We start from the raw sequence: 15,478 nt of genomic DNA on the forward strand, positions 1-15,478 counted from the left end.
CTCATAAAGAAAAAATAGCCTTGATAATCACCGGAATAACTGCGTCCATATCCTGACCAGTAAAACCAAATGCGGTTTTCCCCGCGTTAACATGGGCAATAATTTCTTCATCAGGCAGGATCTTGCCTGGCATACTGATGGTCGCGCATTTATCAATACCAACAATAGCAATTACCATTGCCAAAGCGCCCCCACCTGTATTACAGGCCCCCAAATAGTAATCCGCATTACCGCTCTTAAGCGCTATAGCGGCATCTATATCGCCCATCACGGTAATGGATGAGACTTTATCTCCGGCCAGACGGCGTAAGGTTTCAGCAATTCTTTCTTTCTCAATTTGTCCTCCAATAACAAATCTCATATGTTTTTCCTTTATTTGAAAAATAGTGTTGGGTTATCACGTAACATCAAATCAATATCGGTTTGCGTTAATCCAGCCTCTTTTAACATCGGCACAAAGGTGGTGATCAAATAGGCAAAGCCATTGCCACCATTGGCTTTTAAATGAGAACGACGGGTAATATCCATCGATAACATGACGCGGTTAAGTAAGCCACGTTGGGCCAGGGTCTGTAACATAGCGATCCGCTTTTCATCCGGGTAATAATCGTTTTTGCCAATCGTGTCGAACTGGATGTAGGCACCCTGTTCAATGATACGCAAGATGTTGTCCAGATTATCTTTAAGATCACAGTGACCAATAACTACACGTTCAGCATCTACACCGTGCTTTTTCAGTAACGCCAGTTGCTCAAGGCCCATCGTGCTTAATGTCGTATGCGTCGAAACAGGGCGCCCGGTTTCCAGATGAGCGATAGCCGCAGCATGAAATACTTTCTCTTCATCAGGCGTAATTACCCCTTTGCTGGAACCAATTTCCCCAATCACTCCGGCTTTCAGCGTTGTACCGTCGATACCCTGCTCAATCTCAGCGATCATTTCATCCGCCAGTTGTCGAGCTGTGGTATGTGCTACATGCTCAGGAAAAAAGGCAGATTGGTAATAGCCAGTTGAAACTATTACATTAATGCCGGAGTTCCGCATCAGATCCAGCATAAACTGTGGGTTACGTCCCATGTAACGGTTGGTCATCTCCACAATATTGTGTACACCCAAGCTGACCAGCGTTTTCATCTCTTCACAAATCAGGTCGTACTGATCCAGTCGGCAGTCAATGTTGTTTTTAAATGATGATAAATCGAGATGCAGGTGTTCATGCGCATAGGTATAGCCCGATGCGTCAATTCTGTTTTGCTGAGTCATAAGTAAGATGGTCCGAAGGTAAAAAGGATGGAGGTGAAGAGGATGGAAATGCATCTATTCACGGGGCATTTTCTCCATTAATCGAAATAGGGCCCCCTTGGCTGTCATAAAGCCCTTCCAATACCGGATGCCCTGACTGGATACCGCTAACCAACGCCACATCACTGCGAGTAGCAAATATCTGGGTGCGAAAACACAGCATAACAGCACAACCGACCGGAAATTCACCGCTCAGAGGGAAATGGTAATCAATACTGGTATCATCCATCGGTAACAAATGAGTAGAAGTAGTTTGACCGTTTGGCAAGAATATCAGCGCGTTATGCGCCCGTCCACGACGGTAATAACCGCCCCCGTAACAGTAGCTGTTACCGTTAAATCGGTGGGATATTTCTGTCAGATAAAGCATAGCAATGCGTTCTGGCTGTTCCCCTCGATAATTAGCAAGGATCGTTCCTGTTAGCGCATGTCCCGGCTCGGTATGGGTAACACCATACTTTGCCAGTAACGGCAGTGTGCTACAGCTTGACGCCGACGGCGCATTTATCTGCGTCACCTCAATCCCTGCCTGTCGTACAATGTCTTTTGCTTTCAGTAAAGTAAATAAGTTTGGCGCCGGTAGTGTCTGCTGCTGGTCATCTTGCCACAACAAGCAAGGAAAATGTGTCAACCCTGTCAGTTTTACACCGGGCATCGCCATAATGCGCTGAACGATGGCGTTCAATTCCGATAAATGAAAACCCGCCTCCTGACCAGGATATAAATGATCATGATCATCATAGACTTTCAGCATAATGCGTTGCACATTTCCCTCACGCTGCGCCAGACTGGAAATTTCCTCTGCTTTTTCTAAAGAAAATACTGTGATCACTTCTGGATGTTGTTGCATCACTGAGGAGAGCATATTGCGAGGGATCTGTACCAGATGGCCTACATGAGTCACCGGAATTTTCCCGTTCATCAAGATCCTGGCTTCTTTAAAATCCACCGCGGTGACGCCCTGATAACCCAGCTCTATCAGTTTACGTGCCAACCAGGAGTTACGCCCAACCTGTTTGGTCATCAGGTAGAGAGCAATATCATGATGTTCCGCTACCGCAAGCAACCGTCTGGCATTGTCTAAAACCTGATCAACGTCAATAACGTAAGTATCCGGCAGTAAGGCTCCTTGCGCCCATAACATCTGGGCTGCCTCAATCAGTGCCGGATTTTGTTTGTTCAGCGCATGCATAAACATGATGTACCTCCTGTACTTCTTCGGCGATCAATGCCATTATAAAACCTAGATGTTAAATCATCATTTTTTTGAATATTTGATGGAAAAAAAAATTTTCCTCATCTCTGTGGTGGTTTACCACTGCTTCTTCGCCGACCAAAGGTTAAGCAAATTTGCCAACAGGTACCCCTCCTCACAGGGATGTAATTGCACGTCAAAATGTGCCAACAACGAAGCGTTAACCGCTTGCAAATGAGAAAAAACACTTGATTGACGTATTTCCATCAACAGCTCAATATCCATTGAACTGATTTGTTCTCCCCGGCGTGAGCGCATCAACGCATTAGCCATATGTGTTATTACCATTTCCCCTAGCGCATTCCTGACTGGAATTTCCCAATCATTTTCAAGCTGCGCCACAACCTGTAACATGCCATCATAGATATCCTGATCAATGACATTTCCCTGACAGAGTAGATTCAGTCGATTTTCCATGTCGTGAACCTCCCCCCCATGCCAAATTAATAACTTGGGTCCTGCTGGCCTGCCAGTACACGTTGTTGATGGGCTAACAACTCTGTTTTATTCACCATAGTACGTACAAGTTGCTGAATCAGAATGTCATCAGTTCTGGTTAAAACTACTGCCTCAGAAGCTTGGATAAAACATGCACTTCCACGGAGCGGTACTGCAATAAGCTCCCTGGAACTCAGTTCAATTTCTCTGCTAACGTTCCAGATCACCGCATCAATGTCACCTTTCGCCACCTTATGCAGGCTCTCGTGGTAAGAGATATCCACCAACGTGATATCCTGCCCAGCAAAGTACACCTCAGTCATGATCTTCTGATCGGCAGAACGATGATCCAACCCAACACGACGAATATTATGTTCACCTCCTTTGCGATAAATCAGTTGGTGTGCGCCAACATAGGTATGTGGCCCCAATCCAAGTACAGCGCGGACATCACCCTGCTCCAGATAAGTCTGCGCCGCCAAATGTGATACTACCGCCAAGTCATAAATGCCGTTACGCAAGCATTCCATCCTGGCATCTGAACCTCTCATATGGGCGAAATAAAACGGAATGCCCTCAAATTGCGCTTTCAAGCCGCTCGCCAATCCTTCATACAATAGGGTATAAGGCAGCGGCATTGCACAAACCACGTTACTAATGTCAGCATGGGCTAACAGCGCTTTGTGATCCACACTGACCAGATAACTGCCGTTGCGCCCCCGCCGTTCTACGTAAACCGCGCCAGAACTCTCCAATTTTTTTAATGCAAACTGAACTAGCCCAACAGATAACCCATAGTCAGATGACAGCTCTTCAATCGTCTTCAACCGATTACCACAATGCTCACCTAGCAGATAACGCGCCAGACACGCCTGAGCAACCCCCTCTTTTTTTAACAGCCCACGACCCATAATAATTCTTCATTTTTTTGAATGTATTTATATCTAATTTAAGCAGGCAAATAACAATCGGAAAATAGCAAAAATGCGAATGAGGTCACGAATAAAGAGATAATTTCCTTTAATTTCAATTAGTTTAGTTTGATAACTAATAATTTCTGTCTTTATACTTTAGTCGGGGTCGCTTCTGGACGCTTAAGTAATGCATAAATAAATCCTGCCAATAGGGTGCCGACAATAATCGACATTAAATAACCCAATACTGGTGTGATAGCTCCTGGGATCAACAGCACAAACAGGCCACCGTGTGGTGTCATCAATTGCGCACTCACTGCCATAGAGATCGCTCCCGTCACTGCACCACCAACGATACAACATGGGAGCACACGCATCGGATCGCGGACAGCAAAAGGAATCGCGCCTTCGGAAATAAAACATAGGCCCAACACCAACGCGGCTCTACCACTTTCCCGCTGAACGTTATCGAACTTCTGCCGGGCAATCAGAGTCGCCACCCCCATTGCCAACGGTGGAACCATCCCCGCAGCCATAATGGCAGCCATTGGCGCATAGGTTTGCGAACTAAGCAAACCGACACCAAACGCATAGGCTGCTTTGTTTATCGCTCCCCCCATATCAGCACACATCATCCCACCCAAAATGGCCCCTAGCAGGAGCGCGTTGGTTGTTCCCATATTAGAAAGCCAGTGCGTTAGCCCCGCCATGATACCGGCGGCTGGTTTACCAATAACGTAAATCATAATCAATCCAGTGATCAGGCTAGCAAATAGCGGAATGATCAAAATCGGTTTCAACGCTGCCATACTCTGCGGCAATTTCACTTTGGTGCTGAGTAACTTCGCTACGTAACCGGCGAGGAAACCCGCAATAATACCGCCAATAAATCCCGCATTCGTGCTAGTTGCCAACATACCGCCAATCAAACCAGGCGTCAGACCTGGACGATCAGCGATCGAGAAAGCAATGTAACCTGCCAATACAGGGACCATCAGCACAAAAGCTGAACCACCGCCGATTTGCATCAACGCGGCTGCCAATGTACCCGGCTCTTTAAATGCAGTGATACCAAAAGCAAATGACAGTGCGATACACAGACCACCCGCCACTACCATCGGCAACATATAAGAGACGCCGGTCAACAGGTGACGATAGATGCCGCCATTCTCTTCTCCTTGTCCGCTTTTAGTACTGTTATTCTGCATATTCTGCCCTGCCGGCTGGAAAGGTTTAGCTTCGACCAGCGCTTTATCAAATTCTTGCGCTGTTTTCTTCAATGCCAGCCCGGTGGAGGTACGGTACATAGGTTTTCCTGCAAATTTCGCCAAATCTACGTCAATATCTGCAACAATCAGCACCAGATCCGCTTTTGCCACCTCTTCCGGCGTAATAACATTGCCCGCACCTACCGAACCGCGAGTTTCCACCTTTACCCACCAGCCGCGCTTTTTGGCTTCGGTTTCGATAGCTTCAGCGGCCATAAAGGTGTGTGCCACACCAGTAGGACAAGCAGTAACCGCGACAATGCGTTTTATATCATCACGGCTGTCAGTTGCCGGTATCTGATACGGCTTCGCGTCAGCTTTTGCTTGCTGAAAGAAATTTTTCGGCGCATGCAACGCCTGTTCCGTGTCGCCGAGATAAACAAGCTTACCATTCAGTGCGTTATCGGTGGGGATGTGACTGCCGGTCACGACCACCAAATCGGCTTCCGCTGGATCTTCTGTTAGTATCAGTCCGTTTTCCACCGCAGCGGCACTGAGAATTGTTTTCACCAGATAACTTCCGGCAAGTCCGAGTGAGGGATCAATGATAAGCAGTGTTTTCATCATGCTTCTCCTGCTGTTAGCTAAATTAGGGTTGTAGATCGACGCGCGCCATTATCACAGTCAATTGGAGATTTCTATTTACACGGCCCCTCCCCCAAACCGGAAACAATCGCTTCACCAATGGCAGCTATCGCCTGTTGAGCATCATCGCCATTAGCAGTAACATGCAGCCGGTGCCCTTTTTTAGCGCCCAACGCCATGATTTTCATCAGACTACGGCCGTTTACCGGTTGACCAGCACCATCAAGATTGATGATGGTAACTTCACTGGAAAATTGCCGGATAACATTAACTAACACAGCGCCAGGGCGAGTATGTAAGCCATGTTCGTTGCACAGGACAAATTCTCCACTGGATATCATGCTCTGCGTCTGTACATCACTGGTCAGTAATGCCAGCACTGTCGATGCATCAGCTTTCAGCAAACATTCCGCTTTTTGTGCTAATAACAAGTTACCCAGGTGATGCAACACGTTTAATGGCTGGTCGTCAGCAACCGCAACGGTCAATAACATCACCACCGGTTCGTTGTCCCGCGTGAACAATCGGCTCACTGCCACAGCGCTGGTTAAATTGCCGTCGGGACTATCACTTAGCCAAATGCCCTGCCCAAGATCCAATGGCTTACTGTTAATCACTTTGCTGACAAAGGTCGTATCCACCGCCCCCACTTGCTGTAACCGCCCGGCATTTAATGCCTGTAGCGTCATCAAATCGCGGGCATTAACATCTAGCGTAATCAGGCTGGTATCGAATTTAAACTCAGCTTGCTGAACTTCACCCATTAGCAAGCGATGCAGTGCCTGCGCTGAATTAACAGTTTTTAACTGCTCGGCGATACGATCATCACTCAGTAGGTGTGTTAACTGACGCAGTAGTGCCAAATGCTCATCGGAACGTGCAGCGATACCAATAACCACATAACACATCGCCCCTTGATCCCATTCAATACCCTGTGAAAAGTGAAATACTTGTACATCGGTTTTCATGACCAGATCGCGAGTATCTAGCGTGCCATGTGGAATAGCGATACCGTTGCCAAGGTAGGTGGAAATTTGCTTTTCACGTTGCAACATGCCGTCAACATAGGCATCACTGACATTACCATTAGCGGCTAGCATAGCCGCTACCTGACGAATAGCATCCTCTTTACTGGTTGCAATTGCGTCAGTATGGATATTTTGCAGAGCCAACTGGAACATAATTTTCTCCCTATTACCAAAATAGAATCGTTTCAGTTTACGCAGAGAAAAAAGCATTAAGTCCAATAAAAAGAAAAAGAGATAAAAAACTGAAACGTTTCAACGAGTGTGAAACATGACTAATTTTCATTCAATACTTATGTGAAATAAAATCGCAATTTTTTGAGACTACTCACATTTTTCCTGCCATCATTTTTTGCCCACCGCCCCCAAAAGATTTGGTAAACCAATAATTTTGCCATTCACCAACCCTCCGACCGCATTTATCAATGATGCACCCCAAATAAGTCTCAGTGAAACTGCGGTATTGAATACCCTAGATTTTAGACCGGTTATTTACCCTATTCTGGAAAATAGTTGAAGGATTTCCGAAATGCTTATTTTTACGCGGTGAAGTAGGTCCGCGTTTCTTCCGATTGAAATTAACTCCGGGAGCGGAATGGAAAGTTATCTTTAAAGCCTAAGTTAGATGAAACCAAGATACCTAAAATCACCATTACTAATGTAGAAAACGAATGGGTTGAATATCCTGATGAGCACATTGAAACTGATCCCCGAGATATCAATTACAGATATACAAAGTAATTCATCAGGATAACTGACCATGATAAATATGAAAAAATGTTCATAAACACCTTAAGGAAAAAAATGCACGTTTATTCCAAACGTTATTTACTACCGTAATCTCTATTTTCTGGAAATGGACCAGCATTAATAAAGTCATTGTCTGTCAGTCAACAACAAGAAAAAAGGAGGCTAGCCTACAGAACCTACAGCGATGGTAAGGCACTATCCGTATGAAAATATTGAAAGTCACTTTGCTTAAGACGGTTTTTTATGTATGCGCCTTAACAGGCGCATACATCAGAATCGCTTATTCAGTTGAACAAGCATTTTCCTGTGGGACATAATCAAAGTGTAATTCTCGTTGCCGATTCCTTTTTACACCCCAAACACCGTGGAAACGCTCCGCATTACTGGCGGTATATCGCACCGTATGGCGAATATTACTGTGCCCAAGATAATCTTGTATCAACCGAGTATCTATCCCTCTATCCGCAAGCGCAAAACCACAGGCATGGCGCAACATGTGCGGATGCGAATCTATGGAAATCTTAGCCAATCGTCCAAATTGGTTAATAAGTTGATAAACGCGCTGGCGAGTCAGTGGGTTTCCGCTACGTGACAGAAACAACCAATCACTTTCTGCCCCTCGGAAAGTTTTACGGACTTTTAGCCACTCTTTGATCGCCTGGATTTCATAACCCAAAAGAGGATGAATAGTAGAAAATCCGCCTTTTAAACGCCGAATATACAAACTGCCATCATCCAAATCCAGATCAGATATCCGTAGATACCTGGCTTCACTAACACGTAAGCCATGAACAAAGCTCATGTATACCAGACAATAGTCGCGCGCCCCATTAGGACTCTTTTTCGCCACTTCCAGTATTCTTTCCACTTCGTATTGCGTTAGATGTCTTCGTTGACCCATTATGGTCTATCCCAAATATTCTTTATTTTAACGCATGTAACACACTGCGTTATCTGTAACTGATTGAGACCCAGAACCAACCCTAAATCCCCCATAATAAATAAACCTGCGCCGGAATGGCGGCAGATGACTGTATGAAACCTCTGTTTCTGTACTTGATCTATGTTCAAGCTGCGTAACGGATAGATATTCAATGTCTGTTCTCCGGTAATCCCCCCTATTCTTACCATCACCCGGCCAAAAGAAAAATAGTGATTCAATTAACCGACTCCCACCAAACAAGGCTTTTTGGCTAGAATTACCAACAAAATCGCTGCAATAAATTTAATAACCATTTCAACAAAAGGACGCGTCAGTCGATTAATTTCTGGCTCAAATCACTAAGGAAGGATGTTGATGCAGCAATGTTTTGTCGGCTTCCGATAAACATTCAATCTCTCTATCTTGCCGGAGAGACTCGGCAGGCAGCAAATCTAACAAACTGTTAACACCAGTAAACGAATCTATGCAGAGTGAGCTGATATACAGCTAGATACAACATTCAGCTTTTCAAATTATCACCAGATTTTAGCTATGTCACCACTGTGATGCAATTTACTCCCCAAACCCCAAACATTATGACTCATTATTGCCCTATTACGCCAATCCTTTGCAACAAAAATTGATTTGCGAGTGTACTCACACGTTTAAAAGTTACATGTTACTTTTTCAGTTATTTGTTATTTAAAACAATCAGATAAGTGTCATTTTATCTTGCTGAACTATTATTCTTAATCTGTATCTTTAGTTTTATATATTTTATAGCAAGGAACAGAAGTTTAATGAAAAGGATCATTAATGCGTTGCAAGACCTTGGCAAATCTTTGTATGGCCCGGTGTTAATTCTCCCTATCGTCGGGCTATTTATTGCTTTTGGCAATGTATTGGGAAACGGCAACCTTGCAGAATATCTTCCATTTTTAAGCCATTGGTTAATTCAGCAATCTGGGAAATTGATCTCCCAATCTGCTATTTCAATATTGAGCAATCTGGCGTTGATTTTTGCCGTTGGAATCCCTATCGGGCTGGCAAAACGCAATAAAGGTTATGCCGCATTGATCGGTCTGGTCACTTTCGTCATTTTTATCAACGCCATGCACATCACTTTAGCATTACAGGGAAAATTGGCGACAGAAACGCAAATGCGCAATGTTGGCCAAGGCATGGTGCTGGGTGTACAAGTGTTGGAAATGGGCGCTTTTGCCGGGATACTGATCGGCGCATTGGCTGGTTATTGCTATAACCGATATTCATCAAAACAGTTTAATGGTGTGATGGCAATTTATTCCGGGCACTGTTTTGTCGCCATTCTGATGATCCCTCTGGCCGTTATATCGGGTTACTTAATGAGCGATATTTGGCCCTATGCACAACGAGGCATCAGCGCCCTTGCTCACGGTATTCATGAGTCTGGACCATTTGGCGTCGCCATATACGGCTTTCTGGAACGCATCCTGATCCCCTTAGGCTTACATCATCTGGTTTATACGCCCTTTTTATATACTGAATTAGGGGGCATTGCAGAGGTATGCGGCACTGTACATCAAGGAGCACGCAATATCTATTTCGCTGAAATGGCCTGCCCGACTGTACATCAACTCAGTAACAGTGTGGTATGGGATGCACGAGGGATCAGCAAAATGTTTGGCCTGACTGCCGCCGCACTGGCAATGTACGTCACTGCCCGCCCAGAAAAGAAAAGTACGGCAAAAGCTGTTCTCATCCCTGCCGCTATGACCACTTTTTTGTTAGGCGTAACCGAACCACTTGAATTTTCTTTCCTGTTTGTTGCTCCGCTACTATTTGGCGTTCATGCCGTGTTAACCGGTTTAGGTTTTATGCTGTTCTATCTACTCGGCGTACATGCTATCGGCGCGAATGGCATAATCGACTTCATACTGTACAACCTACCGCTCGGCACCGAAAAATCTAACTGGCCAATATATATCGCCGTAGGGCTAATCATGTCAGTGATTTATTTCTTCACATTCCGTTTCCTCATTTTACATTACGACCTGAAAACCCCTGGACGAGAGAATGACGATCAGGAAACACGTCTCTATAGCAAGGAACCGTATCAAGTTGCCAATGATGACAAACCGGGGCAACAAATCATCTGCGGGTTAGGCGGTACAGCGAATATTGTCACTATCGACAACTGCTACACCCGACTGCGCATAACGGTACATGACACCACACTCATTAACGAAAACAGGCTTAAATCGACTGGCGCAAAAGGTGTCATCTGTCAGGGAAATAATGTTCAGGTAATTTACGGTCTGCACGTCAAAAAGATGCGTGAAGCCGTAGAAGAAGCACTTTAACAGGAGCATAAATATGGCTAACGCCCCTTTCATTTTAACTATCGCCGGCGGCGGTAGTACCTATACGCCAGGTATCGTAAAAAGCCTGATGGTACGGCTAAACGACTTCCCACTAGCGGAAATTCGTTTATACGACATCGATACTCACCGGCAAGACACCATTGCGCCGGTAGTGGAAAAAGTGATACGTGAGCATAGCCAGACGATTCGCTTTGTCGTAACAAACGAGGCCAAAGCAGCCTTTAGTGGCGCCCACTTTGTCTTTGCCCAAATACGCGTTGGTCAGTACAAAATGCGAGAACAGGATGAAAAGATCCCCTTACGCCACAGCGTAATTGGTCAGGAAACCTGTGGCCTTGGCGGATTGGCTTACGGTCTACGCACTATCATGCCAATGGTGAAATTGATCGATTTGGTGGAGCGCTATGCAGACAACGCTTGGATCGTAAATTACTCTAACCCTGCCTCTATCGTTGCTGAAGGAATACGCCGTCTACGCCCACAAGCAAGAGTACTCAATATTTGTGATATGCCAGTGGCCGCTATGCGTAATATGGCAGCGATTTTAGGTGTGGATCGCCACGATATTACCGTCGATTATTTTGGCCTGAACCATTTCGGCTGGTTTACCAAGGTATGGGTGAACGGAAAAGATCATTTACCTGAATTGCGTCGTCATATCGCTCAGCATGGTCTACTAACTGCGGATGCAGCACAGACAGACCCGCAACATGCTGATCCGTCATGGGTTAAAACCTGGCGTAATATCAAGCCGATCATGGACAATTTTCCTGATTATGTGCCTAATCCCTATTTACAATACTATCTGATGCCAAACCACATTGTTGAGCACCAAAATCCTGACTATACCCGAGCCAATGAAGTGGTGGACGGTCGCGAAAAGAAGTTGTTTAAAGCAGCGGCAGAGTTTAAACGCACAGGCATTTTACCCGACGCTTTCCATGTCGGGGTACACGGCGTTTTTATTGTTGATGTGGCATGTTCACTGGCTTTTGATTTGCGTCAGCGCCATCTGGTAATTACCGAGAACAGAGGCGCTATCGCTAACTTACCTTATGATGCAATGGTGGAAATACCCGCTTACATTACCGCTCAAGGCCCTGAGCCGGTACGTATAGGGAACGTGCCACAGTTTCATCAAGCGCTGCTAGCGCAACAACTGGCTTCAGAACAGTTGTTAGTGGAAGCGGCATTAGAAGGTAGCTATGAGAAAGTGCTGCAAGCATTCACTCTGAATCGTACTGTGCCTACCATGCAACAAGCTAAAGCGATTCTGGATGAAATGATCGAAGCTAACCAAGGTTATTGGCCTACACTTAACCAAGCTTGGCACCACGGTGAAGCAATTTAACTTATATTTAACCTATAATCTGCCTTTCTTGCAGAAAAAAGAAGATTTTTATGCGAGCCGGCTCACTGTCCGGCAATCACTATCTTGAGGAGATTAAGAAAATTCACCACAATTCGATTACCAAACAATAGCGGAGATATTTGATAAGCCTCTCTATTACCTTTAATTGATCGGCAAAATCAATTTTTAAGTTATTGATGCTATAAGAATCAGCAAGATCAAAAACACTTATTATATGGATATGGCAGTTTACCTGCCTGTTATCACTGGATAAATAATGGATAATCGGTTAGCACCTCTATTACAGCGCAGCGAAAGAATAACTCGCGCGGAATACCGCGTGTTATCCCATTTGACCGCACATCCATTGTTGATTGGGCAGATTACGGTACGTGAACTGGCAAAAGCCACGTTCATCTCTCCCGCCACTATTATGCGTTTATGCCAGAAACTAGGGTTCAGTGGTTATAGTGAATTTATTTGGTATTGCAAACAATTGCTATCCAGTGGAACGTCTATTTTCGAGAATGCTCAATCCCAACATAATGAGATCATTCCTGATACATTTGAACACTTCGTGACTAATTATCGTAAAACTTTTGCTTTAGTCACACCAGAGAAAATGTCTTATTTTAGCACTCTGTTACGTGAGAAAGAAAACTTTTTTCTCTATGGCGCCGGTTTTTCCCGGCTATTTGTCAATTATTTGACACAGAAATTGCAAGTGCTAGGGAAAACAGCTTTTAGATCCGGCCCAGGGGATAGCCGTAAGATCTTCCTAAGTAATGCAATGAAATATGAAGTTTTTATTGCTATCTCTCGCAGCGGTCAGACAGAACAAGTGTTGGATAAAGTACGCATTGCTCATAATATTGGCATGACAGTCATTGCATTCACCCGCTCATCTGCTAATCCATTGGCTTCACTGGCTGATGTGCACTTTGCCCTGTATGACGAAGCAATTTATTTCGATGCGGAAATCAACGAAATCACTTCATTCGAGTCTAATCTGATCATGCTCATTGATTTATTATTATTACAGGCAACATCTTAATCCACTGAACACAAACGATACGATTTTGACAGCTAAGAAACAGAGAAAGAGGCATTAACTATTAAATCAAACCGGCATAAAACGATTAAATAATTTTAGCACTAAATAATAATGATGTTTATATTTTCTCACATAAAGGTATTTTTACATAAAATAATAAACTGTTTGATTAACAGATTTAGGTAAAATTTGATAAATTTTATTTTTATACGAATTAATTATTGCAATCTGTTATATAATCAGGTTATTTTAAACGAAATCAATAGAAAAACTCTTCAGATAATGATTTAAATACTCATTAAGGAGTTGTCATGTTAAATATAAAAAACAAACAAAATAATATCACTCCGCAATTAGTTTACCCTTGGAAAAAAAACTATAATCTTTGGGAAGCTAAATATTGCCAGCCAAAATCTATCTATGCCAATCCGTTTTTTTGTCAACAACTCAACTTATCTAAAGACTCTGACATTAACGAACTTTCAGCAAGTGAATTACCTACACCTATTACAGAAGATAAAGATTCACAGCACGGTATTGGTACGCTCTTTCATGTAAATAAAGCAAAAGTTTTTTCTCTAACCTGTCTGTTTTATGGAAAATTACTAGCATCCGTTATGTGCCAAACACCATATGCACTTTTTACTCAAGTTAAGCATGCTATTATTTCCCTATTTTTACAAAAATACACTATCCAAAAACTAGAGGGATATCGTTGTCTCGACGACCTTGAGCTCAACGCACTAGAAAAATTTTTGCCACAAGAAAGCATGATGTTTTCCTAAATCAAAATTATTACATGAATATGACTAGAAAAAACTCGACTACTTCGCTACAAATAATCAATACCTTGGAAGTAAGCAATGAACCGTGGGGAATAAAAGATAAATCTTCCTGCTTTCTCTATGGTAATGATGCATTAATTGAACTCCAAAATATAAATGCCAACTATGATTATGAAGGTAAATACGATAGTGACATTCCCTGGCAGGGCAATAAATTTGCCAAAAATTTTATTACACATGATTTACAGGTAATAAAAAATAAAGAAAGTATTTTATCATTACAGACACATGTATTTGGCCGTGATAAAGTTTTATCATCTTATTTACAGGAAAAATTTCCACTCTATGATGATAAAGGTGAATGCATCGGTATTCTTTTCCATGCCTGGAAAGTTCAGAATAATTCACCGACTCAGCTATTTCACAATAAACTGCCAGCTTCTATTATATTTCAATCGCCAACCCATCTTCTTACTGAACAAGAATGGGAAATTGTTTTTCTTTTTCTGCAAAAACATAGTAGGACACAAATCTGTCAATTACTCAAAATCTCAGATAAAACCATAGAGGAATATATAAGAAAGATTTATAATAAATTGAACGTTAACTCAGACTCACAATTGGAGGAATATTGCCGACTAAACAGTTTTGATCTCTATGCGCCAAAAAGGTTCTTATTGTCTTACTTATAAATATCGTCTATTTATTCAAATTTTTTATAAGGTAATAATGTTATAAAGGTCAAATATGAGTCAATCAGGATGTAAAAAAGTCCCTTTTATTACTCCTCAATTAACTAATATGTGGGATAAAAGCTCAGAACCGTGGTTTGTAAAAGATAAGGAGTTCCGATTTATTTATGCAAATAAAATGTTCATTAAGGCTAATAAGCTACCTGAAAATTTTGATATTATTGGGTATACCGATAAAGAATTGCCTTCACCCGTTAAGCAATTTGCTCATCTTTTTGAGGAACACGATCATAAGGTATTGCAGGGTATGCAACGAATATCATCCCTTAGCACTTTCCCTCATACCAAAAATGAGCAAGCTACATCCTATTTCTGTGATAAATATCCATTAATGGATGAAAATAAACAGTGTATTGGCATCATTGCTCATGCCAGAGAAATACATAATTTTACCGTATCTCACTATATGGAGAACAATATTCCTATATCAATCCGATTCCAGCAACCTAACAATCTATTAAAAGAGAAAGAATGGATAATCATTTTTTTATTCTGCCGTGGCGTTAGCAATAGACATATCGCTGACGAAATGAAAATTTCATATCGCACTGTGGAAAAATATTTCGAAAGTATCTATGAGAAACTATCAGTTAATTCAGCAATTGAACTAAGAACACTTTGCAAAGAGAATAATTATGATCTTTATATTCCCCCCAAATACCTTCAATCCATAGGCCATATTTTGCTATAAGTAATCGATTTCATTGATACATA

15 protein-coding genes are annotated in these 15,478 nt (G+C 42.9%); 6 read left to right on the forward strand and 9 right to left on the reverse strand.

All coding sequences use genetic code 11. From position 1 onward, the window contains the following. Position 1 precedes the first annotated feature (1 nt). The 9 genes from EAE90_RS09105 to EAE90_RS09145 form a co-directional block, all read right to left on the reverse strand. Positions 2-361, reverse strand: a complete 360-nt coding sequence (locus EAE90_RS09105) for a DUF2620 domain-containing protein (protein ID WP_214053228.1) — start codon at positions 359-361, stop codon at positions 2-4. Between the two features lie 11 nt (positions 362-372). Continuing rightward, positions 373-1,263, reverse strand: a complete 891-nt coding sequence (locus tag EAE90_RS09110; RefSeq protein ID WP_214053229.1) for a phosphotriesterase-related protein — start codon at positions 1,261-1,263, stop codon at positions 373-375. 58 nt (positions 1,264-1,321) lie between these two features. Continuing rightward, complete coding sequence (locus EAE90_RS09115; protein ID WP_214053230.1) at positions 1,322-2,500, reverse strand: YhfX family PLP-dependent enzyme; 1,179 nt, start codon at positions 2,498-2,500, stop codon at positions 1,322-1,324. 114 nt (positions 2,501-2,614) lie between these two features. Beyond that, positions 2,615-2,974, reverse strand: coding sequence for a PRD domain-containing protein (locus EAE90_RS09120; RefSeq protein ID WP_214053231.1), 360 nt, complete (start codon positions 2,972-2,974; stop codon positions 2,615-2,617). A 26-nt stretch (positions 2,975-3,000) separates the two neighbouring features. Further along, a complete protein-coding gene (yhfZ, locus tag EAE90_RS09125; RefSeq protein ID WP_214053232.1) occupies positions 3,001-3,906 on the reverse strand; it encodes a GntR family transcriptional regulator YhfZ in 906 nt (301 codons plus the stop codon). Between the two features lie 152 nt (positions 3,907-4,058). Further along, positions 4,059-5,741, reverse strand: coding sequence for a PTS fructose transporter subunit IIBC (fruA, locus tag EAE90_RS09130; protein ID WP_214053276.1), 1,683 nt, complete (start codon positions 5,739-5,741; stop codon positions 4,059-4,061). A 74-nt stretch (positions 5,742-5,815) separates the two neighbouring features. Then, positions 5,816-6,943 carry a fused PTS fructose transporter subunit IIA/HPr protein gene (gene fruB, locus EAE90_RS09135; protein WP_214053233.1) on the reverse strand — a complete coding sequence of 376 codons (1,128 nt, stop codon included), beginning with the start codon at positions 6,941-6,943 and terminating at the stop codon, positions 5,816-5,818. Positions 6,944-7,817: 874 nt separating this feature from the next. After that, positions 7,818-8,438 carry a tyrosine-type DNA invertase gene (locus EAE90_RS09140; RefSeq protein ID WP_214053234.1) on the reverse strand — a complete coding sequence of 207 codons (621 nt, stop codon included), beginning with the start codon at positions 8,436-8,438 and terminating at the stop codon, positions 7,818-7,820. Then, a complete protein-coding gene (locus EAE90_RS09145; protein WP_214053235.1) occupies positions 8,438-8,698 on the reverse strand; it encodes a hypothetical protein in 261 nt (86 codons plus the stop codon). The genes EAE90_RS09140 and EAE90_RS09145 overlap by 1 nt, the downstream gene beginning before the upstream one ends. Before the next feature lie 561 nt (positions 8,699-9,259). Here EAE90_RS09145 and EAE90_RS09150 point away from each other — a divergent pair. From EAE90_RS09150 to EAE90_RS09175, 6 genes are all read left to right on the forward strand, one after another. Beyond that, complete coding sequence (locus EAE90_RS09150; protein WP_214053236.1) at positions 9,260-10,801, forward strand: PTS transporter subunit EIIC; 1,542 nt, start codon at positions 9,260-9,262, stop codon at positions 10,799-10,801. 13 nt (positions 10,802-10,814) lie between these two features. Continuing rightward, the gene (locus EAE90_RS09155; protein WP_214053237.1) at positions 10,815-12,173 is read left to right on the forward strand and encodes a 6-phospho-alpha-glucosidase; all 1,359 of its coding nucleotides are present in this window, start codon (positions 10,815-10,817) and stop codon (positions 12,171-12,173) included. Between the two features lie 277 nt (positions 12,174-12,450). Further along, complete coding sequence (locus tag EAE90_RS09160) at positions 12,451-13,227, forward strand: MurR/RpiR family transcriptional regulator (protein ID WP_214053238.1); 777 nt, start codon at positions 12,451-12,453, stop codon at positions 13,225-13,227. Between the two features lie 311 nt (positions 13,228-13,538). Continuing rightward, positions 13,539-14,012: a hypothetical protein gene (locus EAE90_RS09165; protein ID WP_214053239.1), complete on the forward strand. Its 474-nt coding sequence runs from the start codon at positions 13,539-13,541 to the stop codon at positions 14,010-14,012. A 20-nt stretch (positions 14,013-14,032) separates the two neighbouring features. Beyond that, positions 14,033-14,704 (forward strand): helix-turn-helix transcriptional regulator, encoded by a 672-nt coding sequence (locus EAE90_RS09170; protein ID WP_214053240.1) that lies wholly within the window; start codon positions 14,033-14,035, stop codon positions 14,702-14,704. Positions 14,705-14,759: 55 nt separating this feature from the next. Further along, entirely contained in the window at positions 14,760-15,455 is a 696-nt protein-coding gene (locus tag EAE90_RS09175) for a helix-turn-helix transcriptional regulator (protein WP_214053241.1), read from the forward strand. Positions 15,456-15,478: the final 23 nt, after the last annotated feature.

Origin of the sequence: Photorhabdus caribbeanensis (assembly GCF_018448885.1) — a bacterium.
In the GTDB taxonomy this organism is placed as follows: domain Bacteria; phylum Pseudomonadota; class Gammaproteobacteria; order Enterobacterales; family Enterobacteriaceae; genus Photorhabdus; species Photorhabdus caribbeanensis.